Below are 21,723 nucleotides of genomic sequence, written 5' to 3'. Positions count from 1 at the left end.
TCGATGTCGTTTTTTACATCTCGCCAGACGGCACCCGAAGGCCGCAGCACGCCTATTGAGACCAGTGAGGTGCATACCGTGACGGGGGCGTCGCTGCATCCGCCATTTCCGGCTGGCTGCGAGGAAATCGTGCTGGGGATGGGCTGCTTCTGGGGCGTGGAGCGCCTTTTCTGGCGTCAGCCCGGTGTGGTCGTCACAGCTGCCGGTTATGCGGGCGGTACCACTCCCAACCCTACTTATCAGGAGACCTGTACCGGGCTTACCGGCCACACGGAAGTCGTGCGGGTCGTTTATGATCCGAGTGTGATTGGTCTGGAAAAGCTGCTGCAGATTTTCTGGGAAGAGCACGACCCTACTCAGGGAGACCGTCAGGGCAACGATATCGGCAGCCAGTACCGTTCAGCGATCTTCACCACCACGGCGCAGCAGTTGGCGCGTGCCCAGCAGAGTGCCGCTGAGTTTCAACAAGCGCTGGAAGCGGCGGGCAAAGGGCGTATCACCACGGAAATCAAACCGCTGGACACGTTCTACTATGCCGAGGCGTACCACCAGCAGTACCTCGATAAAAATCCCGGTGGCTATTGCGGGTTGAAGGGCACGGGCGTGACCTGTGCGATTGGCTAACAACGATGACCGTTTGAACAGGATAACAACGATGTGGCGACGTGGACGTGACTATCCATGGCTGATTAACATGGCGGGGTGTGCGCTGTTGACGCTGGGGTCGACGACTCAGGCCAGCACGCCGGACATGCCGACAACGGTAAAAGATACGCCGTTTGCCAGTGAACGAGAAGCCGTGATATGGCGCCAGGATGAGTTGAAAGACCTGGAGCGGTTGCTGCGCCAGCTGCGTTTTGACCTGGTCAATAATCGTGATGCTCGTGGGGCCGAACCTCGCCTGGAGGAGCTGCAGCAGAAAGCCACGCAAGCGCACTTCCTGCCTGCCTTCATCGAAGGCACCCATGGGCGTGGTTCCGATGCTCGGCCGGAAATATGGCAGGAGTGGGAAGACTTCTCGGCGGGTTTCGTTGACCTGGAAGAAAAAGTAGCCGACCTGGTGGAGGCCGCACAGCAGGAGGATTACCGTGCCGCTACGCGGGCCTTTTCGGACGTGAGTCTCAGCTGCCGGAGCTGCCACCGCGCTTATCGCTACAACTAGCGCGATGGCCTATGCTCAATCGCCCGACTGAACGCGGTCGATACGGTAGAGGGTCTCGACCTGTTCGAGCCCACTGATGGTGCAATCGAGGTCTTTAACCCGGCCATCGTCCAGGCCATATACCCAACCATGCACCGAGATCTTCTGGCCACGCTGCCAGGCGCGCTGGAGGATCTTGGTGCGACACAGGCTGTTCACTTGCGCCTGTACGTTGAGTTCACACATTCGATCGATTTGCGCGTCGAGAGGCAGGGCTTCCAGCGTTTGGCGGTGCTGGTTGTACTGCTCACGCACCGAGTGCAGCCAGTAGTCCACGACGCCGCACTCGCCTCCGGTGACGGCGGCCTTGATGCCCCCGCAGCCGTAGTGGCCAACGATCATGATATGACTGACCTTGAGGACATCGACCGCATACTGCACCACCGACAGGGCGTTCATGTCGGTATGGTGCAAAAGATTCGCGACGTTGCGGTGAACGAACACTTCGCCAGGCGGCAGGGCGATGATCTGATTGGCCGGTACGCGGCTATCGGAGCAGCCAATCCACAAGTAGTCTGGCTTTTGTTGGCTCGAGAGGCGCTTGAAATAATCAGGGTCTTCCTGACACATCCGCTCGGCCCAGGCGCGGTTGTTTTCCAGCAGCGTGGCAATTTTATCGGACAATTGAGTCTCCCAGGAGCACGAGTTCCATCGTAGAAGCAGCATGCCAATGCTGCCGAGGGCGTACAGAGTAACGAGTTTTATGCGTCTCGTCAGTTCCAGATCAATCGGGGGCTGCCTATCAAGTGCGGCAGCTTCAAGCAAGGAGTAGAAGCAACCATGTCAGAAACGATGTCAGACATTAGGCCAGCCAACACGGCGCATGATTACGATTTACTGGTGATTGGGGCGGGGTCGGGAGGCGTGCGTGCCGCGCGTATGGCCGCCGCGACGGGCGCTCGGGTAGCGGTGGCTGAGGATCGTTACCTGGGCGGCACCTGCGTCAATGTAGGCTGTGTGCCCAAGAAGCTATACTCCTATGCCGCGCATTTTCATGACAGCTTCGACGATGCGGCCGGTTTTGGCTGGCAAATGAGTGTGCCGCCAACCTTTGACTGGACTACCTTGCGCGACAACAAGACCAGCGAAATCAAGCGCCTCAATGGCATTTACCAGCGTATGCTGGAAGGTGCGGGCGTCACGCTGCTCAATGGCCGTGCACGGTTGGAAGGGCCGCACCAGGTTGTGTTGACCCAAGAGGGTCAGGAAACCACTTACAGTGCCGAGAAGATCCTGCTGGCGACGGGTGGCTGGCCATGGGTGCCCGAGTTCCCGGGCAGCGAACTGGCGCTCACCTCCAATCAGGTATTTGATCTTGAGCGCTTCCCTGAGCGTTTCCTGGTGCTGGGGGGCGGCTATATCGCGGTGGAGTTTGCCAGCATCTTCAATGGACTGGGGAGCGACACCCACCTCATTTATCGCGGTGAGATGTTCCTGAAAGGGTTCGATCAGGAAGTTCGGGAGTTCACCCGCGCGGAAATGGCCAAGAAAGGCGTCAATCTTCATTTTGGTGTCAATATCGCTCGTATCGATACGTTGGAGAGCGGTGCACTCAAGGTCGAGCTGACCAACGGAGACGTATTGGAAGTCGATGCCGTGTTGGCAGCCACGGGTCGGAAAGCCAATACGGCAGGACTAGGGCTCGATACGCTGCAGATCGAGCTGGATGCGGACGGCAAGGTGCCGGTAGATGCTCAATTCCAGACCCGTGTGCCCTCCGTTCTGGCGCTGGGGGATTTGACCGCGGGCCCAGAACTGACGCCTGTCGCGCTGGCAGAAGCCATGCAGCTGGTCGACATCCACTTTCATCAGCGGGCTCCACGACCACTGGATTACCACACGATCCCGACCGCCGTGTTCTGTCATCCCAATATCGGCACGGTAGGGCTCTCCGAAGAAGCCGCCAGAGAGCAATTCGACGGCATTCGGGTCTATCGCACCGACTTCAAGCCCATGAAGCACACGCTCTCGGGGAGCGATGAGCGTGTATTGATGAAGCTGATCGTCGACGATGCCACTGATGTCGTGGTGGGGGCCCATATGGTAGGTGAAGAGGCGGGAGAACTGATCCAGGGCATTGCCATTGCCGTGCGTGCAGGGCTGACCAAGGAAGACTTCGATCGTACCGTGGGCATTCACCCCACGGCGGCAGAAGAGTTCGTCACGCTAAGGACTCCCTCACGCTACTGAGCGTCGGCTCGGCCAGAGGCATTAGTGTCAAACAGAGAGGCGAGCGGAAGCTTGCCTCTTTTTTTGTCTCGCGCATACGCGTGGGTGTTCTAGACTCAGTGAATCATGGTCATGCAGTGGATCCCAGCGCGCCGGGCAGGTGTTTTGATAACCCTGAATTATGGAAAAGCCACGGATAAATAATATGATTTTTGAATTGCTCATAATCAGCTGTTATAATGAAGCTCAAATTCGCTACAGCGAAGCATAACCATGAGTACGCCTATCAAGCCTTTTACGCCCTCTGCTGAACTCGCCAGACCCACCGTGGCCGATGCCGTCGTGGGCCATGCCGAAGCGCCGCTGTTCATTCGCAAGCCCAACGCCGACGACGGTTGGGGCATTTACGAGCTGGTCAAGGCGTGTCCACCGCTAGACGTCAACTCCGCGTATGCCTACCTGCTGTTGGCAACCCAGTTTCGCGATACCTGCGCAGTGGCCACTAACGAAGAGGGCGAAATCGTTGGCTTCGTCTCAGGTTATGTGAAAGACAATGCCCCTGATACCTACTTCCTATGGCAAGTCGCCGTAGGTGAGAAAGCCCGTGGTACAGGGCTTGCACGGCGGCTGGTAGAGGCGATCATGTCGCGTCCTGAACTGGATGACGTGCATCACCTCGAAACCACCATTACGCCAGACAACCAGGCATCCTGGGGGCTGTTTCGCCGCCTGGCTGCCCGCTGGCAGGCCCCGCTGAATAGCCGAGAATACTTTTCGACCGAACAGCTCGGTGGAGAGCACGATCCGGAAAACCTGGTAAGAATCGGCCCGTTTCAAACTGGCAGTCTCTGACAGCTTTCAAGGTTAACGGTTTTCCCGCTTGTGTTGCCCCGGCTGCCACTTTTTGCCGATCAGGCCAACCAGACCCGACTGATAAGGAGGTCGCTTATGCAGACCCAGACGCTCGAACGCATGGAATCCAATGTTCGTACCTATTCACGTTCTTTTCCTGTCGTCTTCAAAAAGGCCCAGAACGCACGCCTGACCGATGAGAATGGGCGTGAGTACATCGATTTTCTTGCCGGTGCCGGCACGCTTAACTACGGCCACAACAACCCCGATCTGAAGCAGGCGATGATCGACTATCTGGCCACGGATGGTGTCGTACATGGCCTGGACATGTGGACCAGCGCCAAGCGTGACTATCTTGAAACGCTGGAAAACGTAATCCTCAAACCACGGGGTCTGGATTACAAGGTGCATCTGCCTGGGCCTACCGGCACCAACGCAGTGGAAGCGGCCATTCGCCTGGCCCGTGTTGCTAAAGGTCGCCATAACATTGTGACCTTCACCAACGGCTTCCACGGTGTCACCATGGGCGCACTGGCCACCACCGGTAATCGCAAGTTCCGCGAAGCCACCGGCGGTATTCCCACTCAGGGTGCCAGCTTCCTGCCGTTCGATGGCTACATGGGCGAGCACGCCGATACGCTGGATTACTTCGAGAAGCTGCTCAACGACAAGTCGGGTGGTCTCGATGTTCCGGCCGGCGTCATCGTCGAGACCGTGCAGGGGGAGGGCGGTATCAACGTGGCGGGCCTGGAGTGGCTCAAGCGCCTGGAACAGATTTGCCGTGCCCATGACATTCTGCTCATCGTGGACGACATTCAGGCAGGCTGTGGCCGTACCGGCAAATTCTTCAGCTTCGAGCATGCAGGCATCACGCCAGACATCGTGACCAACTCCAAGTCGCTGTCAGGTTTTGGCTTGCCGTTCGCCCACGTATTGATGCGCCCAGAGCTGGACAAGTGGAAGCCAGGCCAATACAACGGTACGTTCCGCGGTTTCAATCTCGCCATGGTGACTGCCACAGCGGCGCTGAAGAAATACTGGTCCAACGATACCTTCGAACGCGACGTTCAGCGTAAAGCACGTATCGTCGAAGAACGTTTCAAGGCCCTGGCAGCGCTGCTCAGCGAGAACGGCATGCCTGCTACAGAGCGCGGTCGTGGCCTGATGCGTGGTATCGATGTGGTCTCGGGTGAGATTGCCGACAAGATCACCAGCACGGCTTTCGAGGAGGGTCTGATCATCGAAACCAGTGGCCAGGATGGCGAAGTGGTCAAATGTCTGTGCCCGCTGACCATTCCGGATGCCGACCTGCTCGAAGCGCTGGATATTCTGGAAGCGTCGGTCAAGAAAGTCATCAACGCTTAATGGAACGGCAGCCGTCTTGGCTGCCACGTTATGGAGTACGCCCATGATCGTTCGTAATATCGAAGAAGCTCGCAAGACCGACCGTCTCGTCACGGCCGAAAACGGCAACTGGGATAGCACGCGCCTGGTATTGGCCAATGACGGCGGTAATTTCTCGTTCCATATCACGCGCATCTTTGAAGGGACCGAGACTCATATTCACTACAAGCACCACTACGAATCCGTCTACTGCATCGAAGGCGAAGGTGAAGTGGAAACCCTGGCGGATGGCAAGATCTGGCCCATCAAGCCGGGCGACATCTACATTCTCGACCAGCACGATGAGCACCTGCTGCGTGCCCACAAGACCATGCACTTGGCCTGTGTGTTCACGCCGCCGATTACCGGTAACGAAGTGCACCGTGAAGATGGATCCTACGCACCCGCTGACGACTGATCGTTGAACGCAGGTGTTTGCGGCCTGGCCTGGTGCCAGGCCGCTTTGCGTCAGTCGTCGGCTGGTGCCAGATCAGTTCGCATAATATATATTATGTTAAATCGGATGGCGCAATCGCTTCATGCACTCGTGAAAAGCCGCCGTGGCGTTGGACAAGCAGATACCCTCTCCTTATCATTCGTGCTCTTATTGTTTAAGGATATCCCTCGTTATGCGCTCAGGTGTTCTATGGCTAATGGCCGGTTTGTCGATGTCACTTGCAGGCTGTGCAGTGACGCAGCCCGAATCGAATGAGCCCCCGCCACTAAGCGAGGCGTCGTTCAACACGCGTATCCTTGAACTCGAGTCCAGCTTGCAGCAACAGTGTCAGGATTCTTCGGCGCTCAATGAACAGCAGCTTGCCCAGCAGCGCGCGCTGACCGCCGACGTGCGCGAAGTGGGAAGCCTCCTGCGCCTGCTGCGTGACGATGTCGCCAATCTCGAAGCACGTGGTGAGGAGCCCGTGATCATTCGTGAAGAGTGTCCGACAGAAGCCATCGAAGACGGCAAGACGCTGCTTGGGCGCAGCGAATGGGTCGGCTTTCCCGGCATCGGTACGTACCTCAAGGCCCGAGTGGATTCTGGCGCCAATACTTCCTCGCTGTCTGCTTCGGATATCACGCGTTTCGAGCGTGACGGTGAAAACTGGGTGCGCTTCAAGCTGGCACTGAATGAAGACGACGTGGTCGTAGATCGCGTTCGGGACGAATGGATCGAGGCGCCCATTCAGCGTCGTGTCAGAATCGTGCAAGCTTCTGGCGAAGAGTCGCGCCCGGTAATCTCGCTGCTGATGACCCTGGGGCCGATACGCGAAAACGTCGAGTTCACCCTGAACGATCGTACTCATCTGGATTTTCCGGTGCTGCTGGGCCGTCGCTTCATGATGGATATCGCCACCATCGACGTGGCAGAAACCTATCTTCATGAGCGTCCCGAATTTCCAGGCGGTGAGCCTTCTGAGCAGGCGGCTGACGATGAAGCGGCCGATCAAGACGATACCGAAGAGTAATATCACTCCCCTGCCGCTTTACGCTGAAAGGAATCATCATGTCCCGGTTGCCATTTTATTTTATCGTTGGGTTGCTGCTGCTGGCGGGTATTGCCACCAGCGTGCACAGGCATTTGCAGTTCGAAATACCCTGGTTCCCGGGTGAACAGCGGCAAGTGTGGGAAATCGAAGCTGTCATCAATTTCAATGCCCAGAACGGGCCGGTGCAGGTGGACTTCGCGCTGCCTTCGCATCAGGCGGGTTATCGCGTATTGACTGAAAATACGGCCTCTTCCGGCTATGGTCTGGCGTACCAGGCCGATGAGCTGGGTCGTCAGGCGCAGTGGACCATTCGCAACGCAGCCGGTAGTCAGCAGCTCTACTACTCAGTGCAGATGCTGGTATCGCCGGACGCCCGCTCGCCCATTCAAACGCCGCCAGGAATCCCCAGCATTACCCCTTGGGAAAGCCCCTATGACACAGCGGCCAACCAGCTCATCGAGCGCGCCTGGGCACGCAGTGCCAATAACGCGACCTTTGCCCGCGAGCTGATCCTCGATATCACTGGAGATCGTCAGGGGGAAAATGCTCGCTTACTGCTGACCCAGATGCAGCCTTCGGCGCTGATCGTGCGTCTACTCAACCAGGCGGGTGTTCAGGCCCGTGAAGTGAGCGGCCTGCTGCTCGAAGATGGGCGGCGTCGCCAAAACCTGAGTAGCTGGATCCAGGTCTTTGACCAGGCTGCCGAAGAGTGGGCGTTGTTCAACCCCGCCACCGGCGAGCGTGGTCGTCCTGAGAATCTGCTGCTCTGGGAAACCGGCGGACGTGCCGTACTCGAAGTACAGGGCGGTACCAACTCGCGGGTATCATTCTCCATGCTGACCCACAATCAGCCCGCGTCAGCAGCGGTTCGCAACCACTACTCTGATGATACGCTGCTCAACTTCTCGATTCACAGCCTGCCGCTGGAAGAGCAGGCGCTGTTCCAGACGATTCTGCTGATCCCGATTGGCGCGCTGGTGGTGGTCTTCTTGCGCGTGTTGGTGGGCGTGAAAACGTCGGGCACCTTCATGCCCGTCCTGATTGCTCTGGCCTTTATCCAGACCACCCTGCTCACCGGTCTGATCGGTTTCCTGCTGATCATCAGCGTGGGTCTGATCATCCGCAACTATCTTTCCTATCTCAATCTGCTACTGGTGGCGAGGGTGTCGGCGGTGATTATCACGGTCATCGCGATCATCTCCATCTTTACGGTACTCGCCTACCGGATGGGCCTGAGTGCGGGCCTGACGGTGACCTTCTTCCCGATGATCATTCTGGCCTGGACCATCGAACGCATGTCGATCCTCTGGGAGGAAGAAGGCCCCAAGCAAGTGCTGATTCAGGGCGGCGGCAGCCTGCTCACGGCGGTGCTGGCTTACCTGGCCATGAACAACCCCTGGGTGCGTCACATCACTTTCAACTTCCTTGGCGTACAGCTGATCCTGATGGCCTTCATTCTGCTGCTGGGCAACTACACCGGTTATCGCCTGCTGGAACTGCGTCGCTTCAAACCCATCACCGATGACGAGAAGCCCTCATGAGTTGGTTCGATAACTGGACCTGGCCGACCAGGCTGAGGGATAAAGGCATCATTGGCATGAACCGGCGCAATATTCGCTATATTGGCCGGTACAATGCGCGCCATCTTTATCCGCTGGTGGATGACAAGCTCAAGACCAAGCTGCTGGCCGAGCAGTACGGCATTACCACGCCCAAACTGATCGGTACCGTGGCCACGCAATTCGGCGTCAAGCACATGAGTGAGATGCTGGCAGGCCACCACGGCTTCGTCATCAAGCCCGCCAAGGGCAGCGGCGGCAAGGGAATCCTGGTGATCGAACGGGTCGAGGATGGCCTGTTCTTCAAGCCCAGTGGGGCTTCCTTGACCATGGAAGATATCGAGCGGCATGTCTCGAACCTGCTCTCTGGGCTCTATTCGCTGGGGGGGTCCCCTGATGTCGCGGTCATCGAAACGCTGATCAACTTCGACGAGAGCCTGCTGGAGTATACCTACGAAGGCGTGCCGGACATTCGCGTCATCGTGTTCAAGGGGTATCCGGTCATGGCCATGATGCGCCTGTCCACGGCGGCATCGGATGGCAAGGCCAACCTCCACCAGGGCGCGGTGGGGGTAGGGCTGAACATCGCCACGGGAGCCGCGCTGCGCGGTGTCCAGTTCGACCGCCCCTGCTTCAGCCACCCGGACACCGGGCATGATCTGGCCAGCCTGGTGGTGCCCCAGTGGGAAACGCTGCTGCACCTGGCGGCGGGCTGCTATGAAATGACTGGGCTGGGGTACCTGGGCACCGACATGGTACTGGATCGGGAGCATGGCCCGATGCTTCTGGAGCTGAACGCGCGTCCCGGTCTGGCCATCCAGATGACCAATGGTGAAGGCCTGCGCCGCCGCCTGGACCTGATCGAACGGCAGCCAGAGAACGTTCCCGTAGCCAAGCGCGTTGCGTTTGCCCAGCATCACTTTGCGCGCCGAAGCGAGCTGGTGGAAACTCCTGACACCTCTTCGGCAACCGCGTAGACTAGGCCCATGATGTTCAACGAGCTGTCCAATGACTGAAGCCAACACGTTACTGCAACAAGCCGAGTCTCAATGCCACACCCGCGGCGTGCGCTTTACCCCTATCCGCCGCCGGGTGCTGGAGCTGATCGCCGAAAATGGTGGCGGTCTGAAAGCCTATGATCTGCTGGATCAGCTTTCTACGGAGCATGCCGCTGCTCGGCCGCCGACGGTGTATCGGGCGCTGGAGTTCCTGATCGACCAAGGCCTGGTGCATCGCATCGAGTCGCAGAACGCATACGTTGCCTGCGCCTGCCCGGAGCATGTCCACGGCTTTCAGCTGTTGATTTGCCGCCAGTGTGGCTATGTGGAAGAGCTTCATCTGGACGAAATCAGCGACCAGCTGGCTGCGCTGGCCAAGCGTCAGGGCTTTCATGTAGAGCGCCAAACCATCGAGCTTCAGGGCTTGTGTCAGGCGTGCCGACCTGCGAGTGATACGTGATGTCCACAGTCAACCAATACGACGGCGACCTGTTCAAGTCGCTGGAGTCCGCCTCCCCTTCAGACACGCTGCCCGATGTGGCGACCATCCTGGCCTCGGTGCGCTTCAATTCGGATGGCCTGCTGCCTGCCATAGCACAGCAGCACGACAGCGGCGAAGTGCTTATGATGGCCTGGATGAACCGTGAAGCGCTGGAAGAAACGCTCACTACCCAGCGAGTATGCTACTACTCTCGCTCTCGTCAGGCGCTCTGGCGCAAGGGCGAGACGTCCGGCCAGCAGCAGCATCTGAAAAGCGCTGCGCTGGATTGCGATGGCGATACGCTGCTGCTGCAGGTAGACCAGACGGGGCCCGCGTGTCACACCGGCAGGCGCAGCTGCTTTTACGTGGCGGTGGATGCCCACAAGGCCGCCATCACCAGCGAACCACTGATCGACCCCGCCACCCTGTATGGCAAAAAAAGTCCTTGAAGGCACCCTCTTGAAAGCGTTGAAGGCGGTAAAAAACGCGCTGATCAAGGGAGTGTCACTATTGATGGTCGGCCTGGTTCGGCTTTATCAATATACGATCAGTCCGCTCCTGGGCCCCCGCTGTCGCTACTGGCCCAGCTGCTCTTCCTATGCCATCGAGGCCATCCAGGTGCACGGGCCTTTCAAAGGGGGCTGGATGGCACTCAAGCGCATCCTGCGCTGCCACCCCGGCAGCGCGGGGGGTATGGATCCGGTACCTGGCGGCCGCAGCGAGCAGCTCTGCAAGGAAGATGATGGCTGCTGCTCAGGCCCCTCCTCCAAACCTTCAGAGCATTAGCAAATTGCTTATCTAATGCTGCTTAGCCACCTGATAGATGCGCTCCAGCATGGCATGCAGGCCGTTGCTCCGGGTGGGTGACAGGTGCTTGTCCAATCCCAGATCCGCCAGAAAATGCGGTTCCGTCTGCTGGATTTCCTCTGCCGTGCGCTCGCTGTAAATGCGCAGCAGCACTGCGATAAGCCCCGAGACGATGGCAGCGTCGGACTTGGCCTTGAAGATCAAGCGGCCGCCCTGCTCTTCATGGCACATCCACACGTTTGACTGGCAGCCTTGAATCTTGAATTCGTCGGTGATTTTGTCAGCGGGAAACGCCGGGAGCTGCTTCCCCATATCGATGATGTACTGGTAGCGATCCATCCAGTTATCGAACATTTCAAACTCTTCGACCAGCTCTTGTTGGGCGAGCTCGGCACCGGAAGTGGTCATGGTGGTTCCTTTTCAGGGTAAGTGCGTTGAGGGCCAACATTATAACGGCTCAAGGCTGCTCTGGGGGTGCTGTTTTCAAGCGATGCCGCTGCTGCTGCTCATGCCACTCATGGGCTTCGGTGTGCAGGTAGCGGCTGGTGGTGTCCAGTCTTGAGTGGCGGGCATTTTCTGCCAGGTAGCGCAGGCTGACACCCGCCTGGGCTTGATGGGTAATCGAAGTGTGGCGTAGCCAGTGGGGGGTGGCCTTGCGTAGCGCATCGATATACTCCCTCTTGCCCCCTTCTGCTTCAAGGGCCAGGGCCGCATGGCCGAAGGTCTCCTTGATCAAACGATAGAGCTGGTTGTCGCTGATCCCGCGCTGCTTGTCCAGCGCGCGGATCAGCGGACCATGTTCGCTAACACCGGGCAGGCCCCCTAAACCCAGCACCTGGCGCCACTGCTGAAGGCATGCCTGCATGTCCTCAGGCAGCGGTATGCGCGCTTGCTTGCCGCCCTTGCCAATCACATGCCACCACCAGCGCCCTTCACTGACCCGAAAATCGTCCATGGTGGCGTTGGCCATCTCATGGATACGCGGCGCCAATAGGTAGGCAAAGCCGAAAATGAAGCGATGCCGCGCATGTTCATAGCGGCCGCGTGCATCCTCGGGCACGGGGCGTGTATTCAGCCACGTCCATAGCCAGTCCCATAGCGGTCGCTCCAGATAGCGTTCGATACGTTGGGTCTGATTATTGAGGCGGCGCGATTTGTCACGCATCAGCACGAATGGGTTGTGGCCTACCCACCCTGCTTCCACTAGCCAGCCAAACAGCCCTTGCAGGATGACGAGGGTCTGGCGTCGGCTGGCCGGTGACAGCCCGCCGCGAAACGGTCGCCACGCCGGGTGGTGGCGCGGTCTGGAAGGTCCTACCCACATCTCCCTGGGCTGCGGGTTTTCCAGAAATGCCTCGAAGTCCCGCAGCGTTTCACGGTTCACCTCCCTTAGCCCGCGCCCCTGACTGCCCAACCAGAGCAACAGCCGCTCCGCTTCACGGCGATAGCTCTTCAGGGTTTGCGGGCTGTCCTGGTACTCCGCCAGCCATTGCGCAACGGCCTGATAGTCGGTGTCGGCCGCCACATGGGGCGTTGCTGAATCGGTGGTTGTTAGTCTGCTCCCAATATCGGGAAACACGTCGCCACTGCCCTTCCGCTCGGCCATCTCCAGCCCGTTGGCGAAGGTCGCAAGGTGCGTTGAGTCGTAAAGCGGCGCAGGTGGCTGGGTCATGAGGGTGTCTCGCGCTATCAGAGGGCTCAGCATCGCCTTTTTGGCGTATAAATTCAAGATAATATGGGTAATCTTGAATTTATGTTCTTTTAAATAAATAATATTACGTTTTATGTAATACGTAATAATTGAGTTGAATCCGTTTTTACATGACAATGGCGCACAGCAACTATCCATCCTGATCATTTCAGGCGCGGCTTACTTCAAGGATCAAACAGGCATGGCTCGGAACGGCATTCAGTACGGTGATGTGCAGCAGGCAATCGATACCTTGCTGTCACGTGGCGACACGCCAAGCGTGCAGCGCATACGCGATGTGCTGGGGACCGGCAGCTTCACCACCATCAGCGAACACTTCCGCACCTGGCGGGCGGCACGTGAGCAGAATCGTGACGTTCCCCCACCCAAGGGCGTCCCGGAAGTGGTGGTCAATGTGGCCAGTGAGCTATGGCGCGAAGCGCAGGAGCTGGCCAACGAGGCGCTGTCGCACTATCGCGAAGAGGCCAACAGGCAAGTAGAAAGTGCTAAGCAGGACGCCGCCGAAGCACGCCAGCAGGCCGCCAATGCCGAACAGCGAGAAAGCGCCCTGGCGGAGCACCTGCGCCACACCGAGCAGCGCCTGGAGCAGCTGCATCGTGAACTGGCAGAGTGTCAGGCCCGCGAGCGGCACTGGCAGCAGCAGACTCAGCAGGCCACAGAGCATGCCGAGCAGCATCTGGCAGACCTGCAAGAAGCCCAGCGGGCGCTGACGGCCGCTCAGCAAGAGTGCGCTGCGCAGCTGGAGGCTCGTCAGCAGGCATGGGAGGAGCGCCTCGCACAGGAAGAGCAGCGTAACGAAGCCGCCGAGGCGCGTTTGATGGCGTTGCTGGATACCCTGCGTCAGGAGCGTGCCAACGAAGAGAAAGCGCTGCAGAAACGCCTGCAGCAGTGGGAAAAGCGTGGCGAAACGCTGGAGCAGGAGCTGCGCAATAAAAACGATACGGTAAGCCGTTTGCAGATAGACAACGGCAAGCTCGAGCAGCAGCTGCAAACGAATCAGGGGCACCAGGAAACACTGGAGGTGGCACTGGAAACCGCTCAGCGTAATCTCGATCAGGCAAGGCAGGCGTTAACGGTCGAGCAGCAGCAATCGGCAAGGCGTGAAGAGTGGCAACAACAATTGTGGCAGCGAATGGAGGCTATGCAGGCACAGCTGGCAGCGCTACCGGAAGCCATGACCTCTAGGTCACAGGAATAGGCCACAGAAATAAGCCTTGCGGCTGTCCCGATAAGAGAGACGCAACAAGATAAACCTTACAAGATGAATCCAATGTAAAACGCCACCTCCAAGGAGGTGGCGCTCGCCAGCGGTTGGGTCATCCCTTGTCGGGAGCACCGCTCTCTTCAGGCACCTCCCAGCTACCCTCTTCTGTCCAAGGGTCGTTTTCCGGGAATTCCTCGATATTGATTTCCGGCTCATCGTAATCTGGCTGGTAGCGCAGGTCATAATGCGCTGCCCTGACCATCGATACCATGAGCAGTACGGCAATGACCAGCAGCGGCAGACCGCTGACGATACTGGCAGTTTGCAGCGTTTGCAGACCGCCCAGAAACAGCAAGGACATGGGTAACAACGACAGCGTAAAGGCCCAGAACAGTCGGTGCCAGCGGGCGGGCTCCTTGTCCAGCTTCTTTTCAGCGGCAGACGACAGAATATAGGCAATCGAATCGAAGGTCGTGGCAGTGAATATGGACAGCAGCACCACGACCAGCAGCTTGACCAGCCAGGCAAACGGAAGCTCTCCCAATACAGCAAAGAAGGCAGCGTTGGCGGATTGTTCATTCATGACCTGGATGACATCCAAAGTGCCTGAAAGCTGCAGATAGAGGCCGTAGTTGCCCAGAATCATGAAAAATAGTGCACAGCCCATGGAGCCGAAAAAGATCGACCCGGCCACCATGGTCTTGATGCGCCGGCCTTTCGAAATCCGCGCGATGAACAAGCCCACCGTAGGAGCGAATACCAGCCACCAGGCCCAATAGAAAATGGTCCACGATTGATGAAAGCCGGTTTCTTCGAAGCCGCTCAAACTGCCGAAAGGTTCGGTCCAGGTAGCCATGCGAACGATATTGCTGAGCATCAGGCCGATCGAGTTCAGGCCGGTATCGAGGATGAACACCGTTGGCCCCATGATCAGGATGAAGAGCAGCAGCCCCAACCCCAGCCACATATTGATGTCCGACAGAACCTCGATGCCACCCTTCAAGCCGCGCCAGGCGCTGACGGCAAACAGGGCTGTCGTGCCCAGCAGCACCAGTACCTGGCTCAGCGCGTTGGGCGTGAAGCCCAGTAGCTCGCCCACCCCTTCATTGACCAGCGGCACCAGAATGCCCAGCGACGTGGCACCGCCACCCAGCATGCCGAAGATGAACAGCACGTCGATGATGTTGCCCAGCCAGCTTCTGGCCAGCTTTTCACCCAGTACTGGGCGAATTGCTTCGCTGATTCTCAAGACCTTATGCTTGCGTACGTGCAGGAAATACGCCATGGGTAGCGCAGGCACCAGGTAGATCGACCAGGCGATAGGCCCCCAGTGAAACATGCCGTAGGTGGCTGCCCAGGCCGTCGCCTCTTCCGAGAAAGGCTCGAGATGAAATGGCGGTGCTTGCAGGTAGTACATCCACTCCACCATGCTCCAGAACACTACCGAGCCACCGATACCTGCGGCAAAGAGCATTGCGCCCCAGGAAAACAGCGAGAATTCGGGTTCGGTATCCACATCCCCCAGCTTGATCTGGCCAATGTCGCTGAACACGATGTAAAACATGAAGCCCAGAGAAGCTAGCCCCATGGCCAGGTAGAGCATACCGAAGTTGGTGGTGACGAAGCCTTGCGCCGCCATGACCCATACGCGACCCATGTCTGGAAACAGCACCAGGGGGATCGTGACGGCCAGCAGCAGGCCCAGTGAACCAAAGAAGATGGGTTTATGAATGTTGGAAAAAGCGGATGACGTTTTGATGATCGATGCTCCCTGCTGTCGTTTCTCCTCTACAACAGTTATACACCTTGAGTCTGTTTCTCGCTATTTGCTGGCTAACATTTTTTAAACCGTGCCGCTATCTTGCCGTTGCAAGGTCTTGAACAAGAGAGCCCGACAGTGGCCTGCCGGGCTCTAACACGCTTGCTACATACATCCAGACAAACAAATCAGCCTGGATTCAGCCCCTTTTCATGGGGCGACGCTATTTGTCAGCGGTAGTAGGCGTTGCTGGTATCGGTGTGGTCGGTGACGTCACGAATACCCGCCAGCTCGGGGATGCGCTCCAGCAGCGTTTTTTCGACGCCATCCTTGAGGGTCAGGTCGACCGCGGCACAGCCTTGGCAACCGCCACCAAAGGCCAGGATGGCCATTTTATCTTCGGTCAGCTCGACCAGCTTGATCTCACCGCCATGGGCCGCCAGCCCGGGGTTGATCTCGCTGTACAGGATATAGTTGATGCGGTCTTCCAGCGGACTGTCCGCATTGACCTTGGGCATCTTGGCGTTGGGTGCCTTGATGGTCAGCTGCCCACCCATACGGTCGGCATTGAAGTCCACCACGGCCTCTTCAAGAAACGCCAGGCTGTTCTTGTCGAGAAACACGTTGATCTTGTCAAGCTCGAGCTTGACGTCGGTGGGCTCTTCTTCACCCGGGCGACAGTAGGCCAGGCAGGTTTCTGCATAAGGCGTGCCCGGCTGGGTAATGAAAATACGCACGGCAATGCCTTCGACGTTCTGCTTTTCCAGCAGCTCGGCGAGGTAGCCCTGTGCGCTATCCGTGATATCAATGCCCGGCGCTTCGATAGTCGTGGTCATAAGGGATGTTATCCTCCCGTGGTAGTGGCGTTGCCACTTCACATGTCATTTGCGCCTATGGTAAGCAAAACCGCGCTGCGACACAATCCCGACTGTTTTAGTCGGCTATTGGGCGAGCGGCATGGCTTACTTGCTGCCCTTGCGATCACCTTTTGGTATGATAAGCGCCGCTCACCCATGATGACGACGACAACAAGAATATCCTTTTCGACCGAGACGCTGGAGAACTTCCCCTGCCATGGCCGCTAGTGATTTGACTGAATCCCTTACCCAACGCCTGACCCAACGCATCCTGATTCTGGATGGCGGTATGGGTACCATGCTGCAGAATGCCCAGCTCAGTGAAGAGGATTTTCGTGGCGAGCGTTTTCGCGACTGGCCTTCCGATCTCAAGGGCAACAACGACCTGCTAGCCCTGACCTGCCCCGACGTGGTGGCCCGTATCCACCGCGACTACCTGCTGGCAGGCGCCGATATTATCGAAACCAATACCTTCAACAGCACACGACTTTCCCAGGCCGACTATGGCATGGAAGAGCTGGTGCCCGAGCTGAACAGGGAGTCTGCCCGGCTGGCCAGAGAAGTGTGTGATGCCGTGGCCGCGGAAACCGACATCCCCCGCTATGTGGCAGGCGTGCTGGGGCCTACCTCGCGTACCGCATCGCTGTCGCCGGACGTCAACGATCCCGCCAAGCGCAACGTGACCTTCGACGAGCTGCGCGAGAATTATTACGAAGCCGCCAACGCGCTGATCGAGGGTGGTGCCGATCTGATCATGATCGAGACCATTTTCGACACGCTCAATGCCAAGGCCGCCATTTACGCCCTTGAAGAGCTTTACGAAGATCTGGGCCGTCGTTTGCCGATCATGATTTCGGGGACCATCACCGATGCCTCCGGGCGCACCCTGTCAGGGCAGACCACCGAAGCCTTCTGGAACTCCATTCGCCATGCCCAGCCCCTCTCGGTGGGTCTCAACTGTGCGCTGGGCGCCGAAGAGCTGCGCCCTTACCTGGAAGAGCTGGCCACCAAGGCCGATACCTTCGTGTCGGCACACCCCAATGCGGGCTTGCCGAACGAGTTCGGCGAGTACGACCAGACGCCAGAAGAGATGGCGGCCATCGTGGGCGAGTTTGCCCAGAGCGGTCTGGTCAACATCATTGGCGGCTGCTGTGGCTCGACGCCGGAACATATCCGCGCCATTGCCGAGGCCGTTCACAGCATGGCGCCCCGTCAGGTGCCCGAGCGCCGTCGCGCCTGCCGCCTGGCGGGCCTGGAGCCTTACAACATCGAGGCCGACTCGCTGTTCGTCAACGTGGGTGAGCGTACCAACGTGACCGGCTCGGCCCGCTTCAAACGCCTGATCGTCGAAGAGGACTTCACCACGGCGCTGGAAGTGGCACTGGAGCAGGTCGAGAGCGGCGCGCAAATCATCGACATCAACATGGACGAAGGCATGTTGGAGTCGCAGGAAGCCATGGTGCGCTTCCTCAACCTGATTGCCGGGGAGCCTGACATCGCCCGGGTGCCCATCATGATCGACTCCTCCAAGTGGGACATCATCGAGGCGGGCTTGAAGTGCGTGCAAGGCAAGGCGGTGGTCAACTCCATCTCGCTCAAAGAGGGTGAAGCGGCGTTCCGCGAACAGGCCACCAAATGTCGCCGTTTTGGTGCGGCGATCGTCGTGATGGCCTTCGACGAAGAGGGCCAGGCCGATACCTTTGCCCGCAAGGTGGAAATCTGTGAACGCGCCTATCGCCTGCTGGTGGACGAGATAGGCTTCCCGGCGGAAGACATCATCTTCGACCCGAACATCTTTGCCATCGCCACCGGCATCGAGGAGCACAACAACTACGCCGTCGATTTCATCGAGGCCACCCAGTGGATCCGTGAGCACCTGCCCCATGCGATGATTTCCGGCGGCGTCTCCAACGTGTCGTTCTCGTTCCGTGGCAACAACCCGGTGCGGGAAGCCATCCACTCGGTGTTCCTCTACCACGCGATTCGCGCCGGGCTCACCATGGGCATCGTCAACGCCGGCCAGCTGGCGGTTTATGATGACCTGCCCGCCGAACTGCGTGACGCCGTCGAAGACGTGGTGCTCAACCGCCGCGATGATGGCACCGAGCGGTTGCTGGACATTGCCGACAAGTACAAGGGAGATGGCAGCGGCGCAGCCAAGAAGGAAGATCTGGAGTGGCGCAGCTGGCCGGTCAACAAGCGCATCGAGCATGCGCTGGTCAAGGGCGTGACGGCGTTCATCGAGGAAGATACCGAAGAGGCCCGCGCCCAGGCTGAACGCCCCATCGAGGTCATCGAAGGCCCGTTGATGGACGGCATGAACGTGGTCGGCGACCTGTTTGGCGCGGGCAAGATGTTCCTGCCCCAGGTGGTCAAGTCGGCCCGCGTCATGAAGCAGGCGGTGGCCTATCTGATCCCGTTCATCGAAGCGGAGAAAAGCGCCGAGACCCAGGCCAAGGGCAAGATCGTGATGGCCACGGTCAAGGGCGATGTCCACGATATTGGCAAGAACATCGTCGGCGTGGTGCTGCAGTGTAACAACTACGAAGTGATCGATCTAGGCGTCATGGTGCCCACCGAGAAAATTCTCCAGGCCGCCATTGACCACAATGCCGATATCATCGGTCTGTCGGGCCTGATCACGCCTTCGCTGGATGAAATGGTCCATGTGGCCAAGGAGATGCAGCGACGCGGCATGAACCTGCCGCTGTTGATCGGCGGTGCGACGACTTCCAAGGCGCATACCGCCGTCAAGATAGAGCCCCAGTACGACCACCCGGTCATCTACGTCACCGACGCCTCCCGTGCCGTGGGCGTAGCCGGCAAGCTGCTGGCGCCCAACCTCAAGGCGGCCTACGTCGCCGAGATTCGTGAAGAGTACAAAAAGGTCCGCGAGCGCAACGCCAAGCGCCGCCCCAAAGCCGCTGACCTGGACTACACCCAGGCCCGTAAGCGGCGCTTCCGCACCGACTGGGCCACGCATACCCCTGTGGCTCCCCGGCAGCTGGGGTTGATGACCTTCGACGATTACGACCTGAACGAGCTGGTGGAGCGCATCGACTGGACGCCCTTCTTCATGAGCTGGCAACTGGCCGGCAAATATCCGAAGATTCTCGACGACGAGATCGTGGGTGAAGCGGCGCGCAGCCTGTTTGCCGATGCGCAGGTGATGCTGCGCAAGCTGATCGATGAAAAACGCGTGCAGGCGCGGGGGGTAATCGGCCTGTGGCCTGCCAACAGCGTGGACGACGATGTCATCGAAGTCTATGCCGACGAATCCCGCACCCAGGTCATCGAGCGTCTGTATCATATACGTCAACAGACCACCAAAGGCCGTGACGGCATCTGTTACAGCCTGGCAGATTTCATCGCCCCCAAGGAGAGCGGCAAGGCCGACTGGATCGGGGGCTTTGCGGTCACCACGGGCCATGGTGTGGATGAGCTTTCCAAAGCCTATGAAGCGGCGGGAGATGACTACAATGCCATCCTGGTACAGGCACTGACCGACCGTTTGGCAGAGGCCTTTGCCGAGCGTATCCACGAGCGGGTGCGCAAGGAGTTCTGGGGCTACGTGCCGGAAGAGGCGCTGGACAACGAGGCCTTGATCGCCGAGAAGTACCAGGGCATCCGCCCTGCCCCCGGCTATCCTGCCTGCCCTGATCACACCGAAAAAGCCACGCTGTTCCGGCTGTTGGAAGCCGAAAAGAATACCGGACTCGTGCTGACCGAGAATTTTGCCATGTGGCCAGCGGCGGCGGTGTCCGGCTGGTACTTTGCCCATCCGCAGTCGAAGTACTTCTCCACCGGCAAGATTACCCGTGACCAGGTCGATGCGCTGGCGCAGCGCAAACAGATGTCGCTGGAAGAAATGGAGCGCTGGTTGGCGCCCGTGCTCTCCTACGATCCGAGCTGATGTCGCCGGTTCGTCGTCAGAGCAAGGTCGTGCGCCTTGCTCTCCCGATCATGCTGGGTATGTTGTCTCAGAGCATGCTCAACCTGGTGGATGCCGCGCTGGTGGGCCACTTGGGAGAGGAGGCTCTGGCAGGCGTGGGGCTGGGTGGCTACGCCATGTTCATGATGACAGCACTGGTGTTCGGCCTCTCGTCAAGCGTGCAATCCCAGACCGCTCACGCTTTCGGAGAAGGCCGCACCGCGCCCACTGCCTTGCAGGCCGGGCTGCTCATCAGTCTGGGGGTAGGGGTTCCCTTGACCGCCTGGGCATGGTGGCAAGCCCCCTGGTGGATACAGCTGATCGCTCCCGCCGATGATGTCTCGCAGGTGGCCGTCGACTACTTTCGCTGGCGGGTACTGTCGCTTGTGGTGATCGCCATAACCCTCTGCCTGAGGGGCTACTGGAACGGGCTTCAACACACCCACCTGTATTTGCGTATTGTCGTGGCGGTGCATCTGGTCAACGTGCTGCTCAGCGCAGGGCTGATTTACGGGTTGGCAGGTTTGCCTGCGCTGGGTACCAACGGCGCGGCCATGGGCACCAGCCTTTCATTGCTGCTAGGCCTGCTGGCCTGGGCCTGGGTAACGCTGCGGGCGCGCATTAGATGGCAGCCCTTGCCGTTGGCGGCCCTTTGGCAAACCGCACGACTGGCCTTCCCCCACTCCCTTCAACAGCTCTGGTTTGCCGCGGGCTATGTGGTGCTGTTCTGGCTGCTGGGGCGGTTGGGTACCTCCAGCGTAGCGGTGGGCCATGTGCTGGTGAACCTCTCTCTGCTGCTGATTCTGCCCGGTGTGGGCATTGGCGTGGCCGCCATGAGCCTGGTGGGCGAAGCCCTGGGGCGTGACGACCAGCGCGAGGCACATCGCTGGGGGCTGGACGCCCTGCGTGTCGCGGCCATGATGTTGAGTATACTGGCGCTGCCCATGCTGCTGTTTCCCGCGCAGATTCTGGGGATTTTTTTTACGGATCCGGCGCTGCTGGAGCTGGGGACCTTGCCGCTACGCATTACCGCCGTGATGATCGTGCTGGATGCGGCTGCCCTGGTGCTGGCCCAGGCGTTGATGGGGGCGGGCGCGCAACGTACCGTGATGCTGTTGACGCTGGGCATGCAGTGGCTGGTTTTTCTGCCCTTGGCCTGGTGGGTCGGCATCGTCATGGGCTACGGGCTGGTCGGCGTATGGCTGAGCCAGCTATGCTACCGGCTGCTCAATTCCGGCAGTTTTTTATGGGTATGGCAGCGACGACGCTGGCTGGCCCATAGCCTCAAGGCCAATGCCTGAGCGCAAACCCATTAATAGCATTT

20 protein-coding genes are annotated in these 21,723 nt (G+C 59.0%); 15 read left to right on the top strand and 5 right to left on the bottom strand.

Annotated elements, in window-relative coordinates:
• Window positions 1-3: 3 nt before the first annotated feature.
• On the top strand, window positions 4-624 hold the full coding sequence (gene msrA / locus B7L72_RS05920; protein WP_016913830.1) for a peptide-methionine (S)-S-oxide reductase MsrA: 621 nt from the start codon (window positions 4-6) through the stop codon (window positions 622-624).
• A gap of 31 nt (window positions 625-655) precedes the next feature.
• Window positions 656-1,162, top strand: coding sequence for a c-type cytochrome (locus B7L72_RS05915; RefSeq protein ID WP_081135618.1), 507 nt, complete (start codon window positions 656-658; stop codon window positions 1,160-1,162).
• Window positions 1,163-1,177: 15 nt separating this feature from the next.
• Here B7L72_RS05915 and can read toward each other — a convergent pair whose 3' ends face one another.
• The gene (gene can / locus B7L72_RS05910) at window positions 1,178-1,825 is read right to left on the bottom strand and encodes a carbonate dehydratase (protein WP_081193195.1); all 648 of its coding nucleotides are present in this window, start codon (window positions 1,823-1,825) and stop codon (window positions 1,178-1,180) included.
• Window positions 1,826-1,981: 156 nt separating this feature from the next.
• Between can and gorA the strand changes: the two genes are divergently transcribed.
• From gorA to yidD, 10 genes are all read left to right on the top strand, one after another.
• Window positions 1,982-3,391, top strand: a complete 1,410-nt coding sequence (gorA, locus tag B7L72_RS05905; protein ID WP_254893764.1) for a glutathione-disulfide reductase — start codon at window positions 1,982-1,984, stop codon at window positions 3,389-3,391.
• Between the two features lie 252 nt (window positions 3,392-3,643).
• Window positions 3,644-4,222, top strand: coding sequence for a diaminobutyrate acetyltransferase (gene ectA / locus B7L72_RS05900; RefSeq protein WP_039177953.1), 579 nt, complete (start codon window positions 3,644-3,646; stop codon window positions 4,220-4,222).
• A gap of 96 nt (window positions 4,223-4,318) precedes the next feature.
• A complete protein-coding gene (gene ectB, locus B7L72_RS05895) occupies window positions 4,319-5,587 on the top strand; it encodes a diaminobutyrate--2-oxoglutarate transaminase (protein WP_081193193.1) in 1,269 nt (422 codons plus the stop codon).
• Window positions 5,588-5,630: 43 nt separating this feature from the next.
• Window positions 5,631-6,023: an ectoine synthase gene (locus tag B7L72_RS05890; RefSeq protein ID WP_016913836.1), complete on the top strand. Its 393-nt coding sequence runs from the start codon at window positions 5,631-5,633 to the stop codon at window positions 6,021-6,023.
• A 211-nt stretch (window positions 6,024-6,234) separates the two neighbouring features.
• Window positions 6,235-7,071 carry an ATP-dependent zinc protease family protein gene (locus B7L72_RS05885; protein WP_081135628.1) on the top strand — a complete coding sequence of 279 codons (837 nt, stop codon included), beginning with the start codon at window positions 6,235-6,237 and terminating at the stop codon, window positions 7,069-7,071.
• A gap of 38 nt (window positions 7,072-7,109) precedes the next feature.
• Window positions 7,110-8,633 (top strand): inactive transglutaminase family protein, encoded by a 1,524-nt coding sequence (locus tag B7L72_RS05880; protein ID WP_081193191.1) that lies wholly within the window; start codon window positions 7,110-7,112, stop codon window positions 8,631-8,633.
• Entirely contained in the window at window positions 8,630-9,628 is a 999-nt protein-coding gene (locus tag B7L72_RS05875) for an alpha-L-glutamate ligase-like protein (RefSeq protein ID WP_016913839.1), read from the top strand. Before B7L72_RS05880 ends, B7L72_RS05875 begins: the two co-directional genes overlap by 4 nt.
• Window positions 9,629-9,659: 31 nt before the next feature.
• Window positions 9,660-10,109, top strand: a complete 450-nt coding sequence (locus B7L72_RS05870; protein WP_016913840.1) for a transcriptional repressor — start codon at window positions 9,660-9,662, stop codon at window positions 10,107-10,109.
• Complete coding sequence (gene hisI / locus B7L72_RS05865; protein ID WP_016913841.1) at window positions 10,109-10,579, top strand: phosphoribosyl-AMP cyclohydrolase; 471 nt, start codon at window positions 10,109-10,111, stop codon at window positions 10,577-10,579. Before B7L72_RS05870 ends, hisI begins: the two co-directional genes overlap by 1 nt.
• A gap of 64 nt (window positions 10,580-10,643) precedes the next feature.
• A complete protein-coding gene (yidD, locus tag B7L72_RS05860) occupies window positions 10,644-10,916 on the top strand; it encodes a membrane protein insertion efficiency factor YidD (protein WP_237718584.1) in 273 nt (90 codons plus the stop codon).
• Window positions 10,917-10,928: 12 nt separating this feature from the next.
• Here the strand turns inward: yidD and B7L72_RS05855 are convergent, their stop codons facing one another.
• Complete coding sequence (locus tag B7L72_RS05855; protein WP_016913843.1) at window positions 10,929-11,345, bottom strand: SufE family protein; 417 nt, start codon at window positions 11,343-11,345, stop codon at window positions 10,929-10,931.
• Window positions 11,346-11,394: 49 nt separating this feature from the next.
• Window positions 11,395-12,609 (bottom strand): site-specific integrase, encoded by a 1,215-nt coding sequence (locus B7L72_RS05850; protein WP_081193189.1) that lies wholly within the window; start codon window positions 12,607-12,609, stop codon window positions 11,395-11,397.
• A 220-nt stretch (window positions 12,610-12,829) separates the two neighbouring features.
• On the opposite strand from B7L72_RS05850, the gene B7L72_RS05845 reads away from it, so the two are divergent.
• On the top strand, window positions 12,830-13,846 hold the full coding sequence (locus B7L72_RS05845; RefSeq protein ID WP_081193187.1) for a DNA-binding protein: 1,017 nt from the start codon (window positions 12,830-12,832) through the stop codon (window positions 13,844-13,846).
• A 118-nt stretch (window positions 13,847-13,964) separates the two neighbouring features.
• Here the strand turns inward: B7L72_RS05845 and B7L72_RS05840 are convergent, their stop codons facing one another.
• Window positions 13,965-15,572, bottom strand: coding sequence for a BCCT family transporter (locus B7L72_RS05840; RefSeq protein WP_254893769.1), 1,608 nt, complete (start codon window positions 15,570-15,572; stop codon window positions 13,965-13,967).
• Between the two features lie 269 nt (window positions 15,573-15,841).
• Window positions 15,842-16,447: a Fe-S biogenesis protein NfuA gene (gene nfuA, locus B7L72_RS05835; RefSeq protein ID WP_016913846.1), complete on the bottom strand. Its 606-nt coding sequence runs from the start codon at window positions 16,445-16,447 to the stop codon at window positions 15,842-15,844.
• A 238-nt stretch (window positions 16,448-16,685) separates the two neighbouring features.
• On the opposite strand from nfuA, the gene metH reads away from it, so the two are divergent.
• Complete coding sequence (gene metH, locus B7L72_RS05830; RefSeq protein ID WP_081193183.1) at window positions 16,686-20,381, top strand: methionine synthase; 3,696 nt, start codon at window positions 16,686-16,688, stop codon at window positions 20,379-20,381.
• Complete coding sequence (locus tag B7L72_RS05825) at window positions 20,381-21,700, top strand: MATE family efflux transporter (RefSeq protein WP_081193181.1); 1,320 nt, start codon at window positions 20,381-20,383, stop codon at window positions 21,698-21,700. Before metH ends, B7L72_RS05825 begins: the two co-directional genes overlap by 1 nt.
• Window positions 21,701-21,723 lie beyond the last annotated feature (23 nt).

The sequence above is a fragment of the Halomonas sp. BC1 genome (assembly GCF_002078135.1).
GTDB classification, from domain to species: Bacteria; Pseudomonadota; Gammaproteobacteria; order Pseudomonadales; family Halomonadaceae; genus Vreelandella; species Vreelandella stevensii.
Note: the sequence above shows the minus strand (reverse complement) of the source record. Positions and strands in the feature narration are given on the sequence as shown.

Excerpts from the sequence above, each read along its gene's own strand:
- B7L72_RS05855 (WP_016913843.1), bottom strand. The coding sequence starts at position 11,345 with ATGACCACTTCCGGTGCCGAGCTCGCCCAACAAGAGCTGGTCGAAGAG.
- B7L72_RS05875 (WP_016913839.1), top strand. The coding sequence starts at position 8,630 with ATGAGTTGGTTCGATAACTGGACCTGGCCGACCAGGCTGAGGGATAAA.
- B7L72_RS05825 (WP_081193181.1), top strand. The coding sequence starts at position 20,381 with ATGTCGCCGGTTCGTCGTCAGAGCAAGGTCGTGCGCCTTGCTCTCCCG.
- B7L72_RS05915 (WP_081135618.1), top strand. The coding sequence starts at position 656 with ATGTGGCGACGTGGACGTGACTATCCATGGCTGATTAACATGGCGGGG.
- metH (WP_081193183.1), top strand. The coding sequence starts at position 16,686 with ATGGCCGCTAGTGATTTGACTGAATCCCTTACCCAACGCCTGACCCAA.
- B7L72_RS05845 (WP_081193187.1), top strand. The coding sequence starts at position 12,830 with ATGGCTCGGAACGGCATTCAGTACGGTGATGTGCAGCAGGCAATCGAT.
- ectB (WP_081193193.1), top strand. The coding sequence starts at position 4,319 with ATGCAGACCCAGACGCTCGAACGCATGGAATCCAATGTTCGTACCTAT.
- msrA (WP_016913830.1), top strand. The coding sequence starts at position 4 with ATGTCGTTTTTTACATCTCGCCAGACGGCACCCGAAGGCCGCAGCACG.
- ectA (WP_039177953.1), top strand. The coding sequence starts at position 3,644 with ATGAGTACGCCTATCAAGCCTTTTACGCCCTCTGCTGAACTCGCCAGA.
- B7L72_RS05885 (WP_081135628.1), top strand. The coding sequence starts at position 6,235 with ATGCGCTCAGGTGTTCTATGGCTAATGGCCGGTTTGTCGATGTCACTT.
- hisI (WP_016913841.1), top strand. The coding sequence starts at position 10,109 with ATGTCCACAGTCAACCAATACGACGGCGACCTGTTCAAGTCGCTGGAG.
- B7L72_RS05890 (WP_016913836.1), top strand. The coding sequence starts at position 5,631 with ATGATCGTTCGTAATATCGAAGAAGCTCGCAAGACCGACCGTCTCGTC.
- gorA (WP_254893764.1), top strand. The coding sequence starts at position 1,982 with ATGTCAGAAACGATGTCAGACATTAGGCCAGCCAACACGGCGCATGAT.
- B7L72_RS05870 (WP_016913840.1), top strand. The coding sequence starts at position 9,660 with ATGACTGAAGCCAACACGTTACTGCAACAAGCCGAGTCTCAATGCCAC.
- B7L72_RS05850 (WP_081193189.1), bottom strand. The coding sequence starts at position 12,609 with ATGACCCAGCCACCTGCGCCGCTTTACGACTCAACGCACCTTGCGACC.
- yidD (WP_237718584.1), top strand. The coding sequence starts at position 10,644 with ATGGTCGGCCTGGTTCGGCTTTATCAATATACGATCAGTCCGCTCCTG.
- nfuA (WP_016913846.1), bottom strand. The coding sequence starts at position 16,447 with ATGACCACGACTATCGAAGCGCCGGGCATTGATATCACGGATAGCGCA.
- B7L72_RS05880 (WP_081193191.1), top strand. The coding sequence starts at position 7,110 with ATGTCCCGGTTGCCATTTTATTTTATCGTTGGGTTGCTGCTGCTGGCG.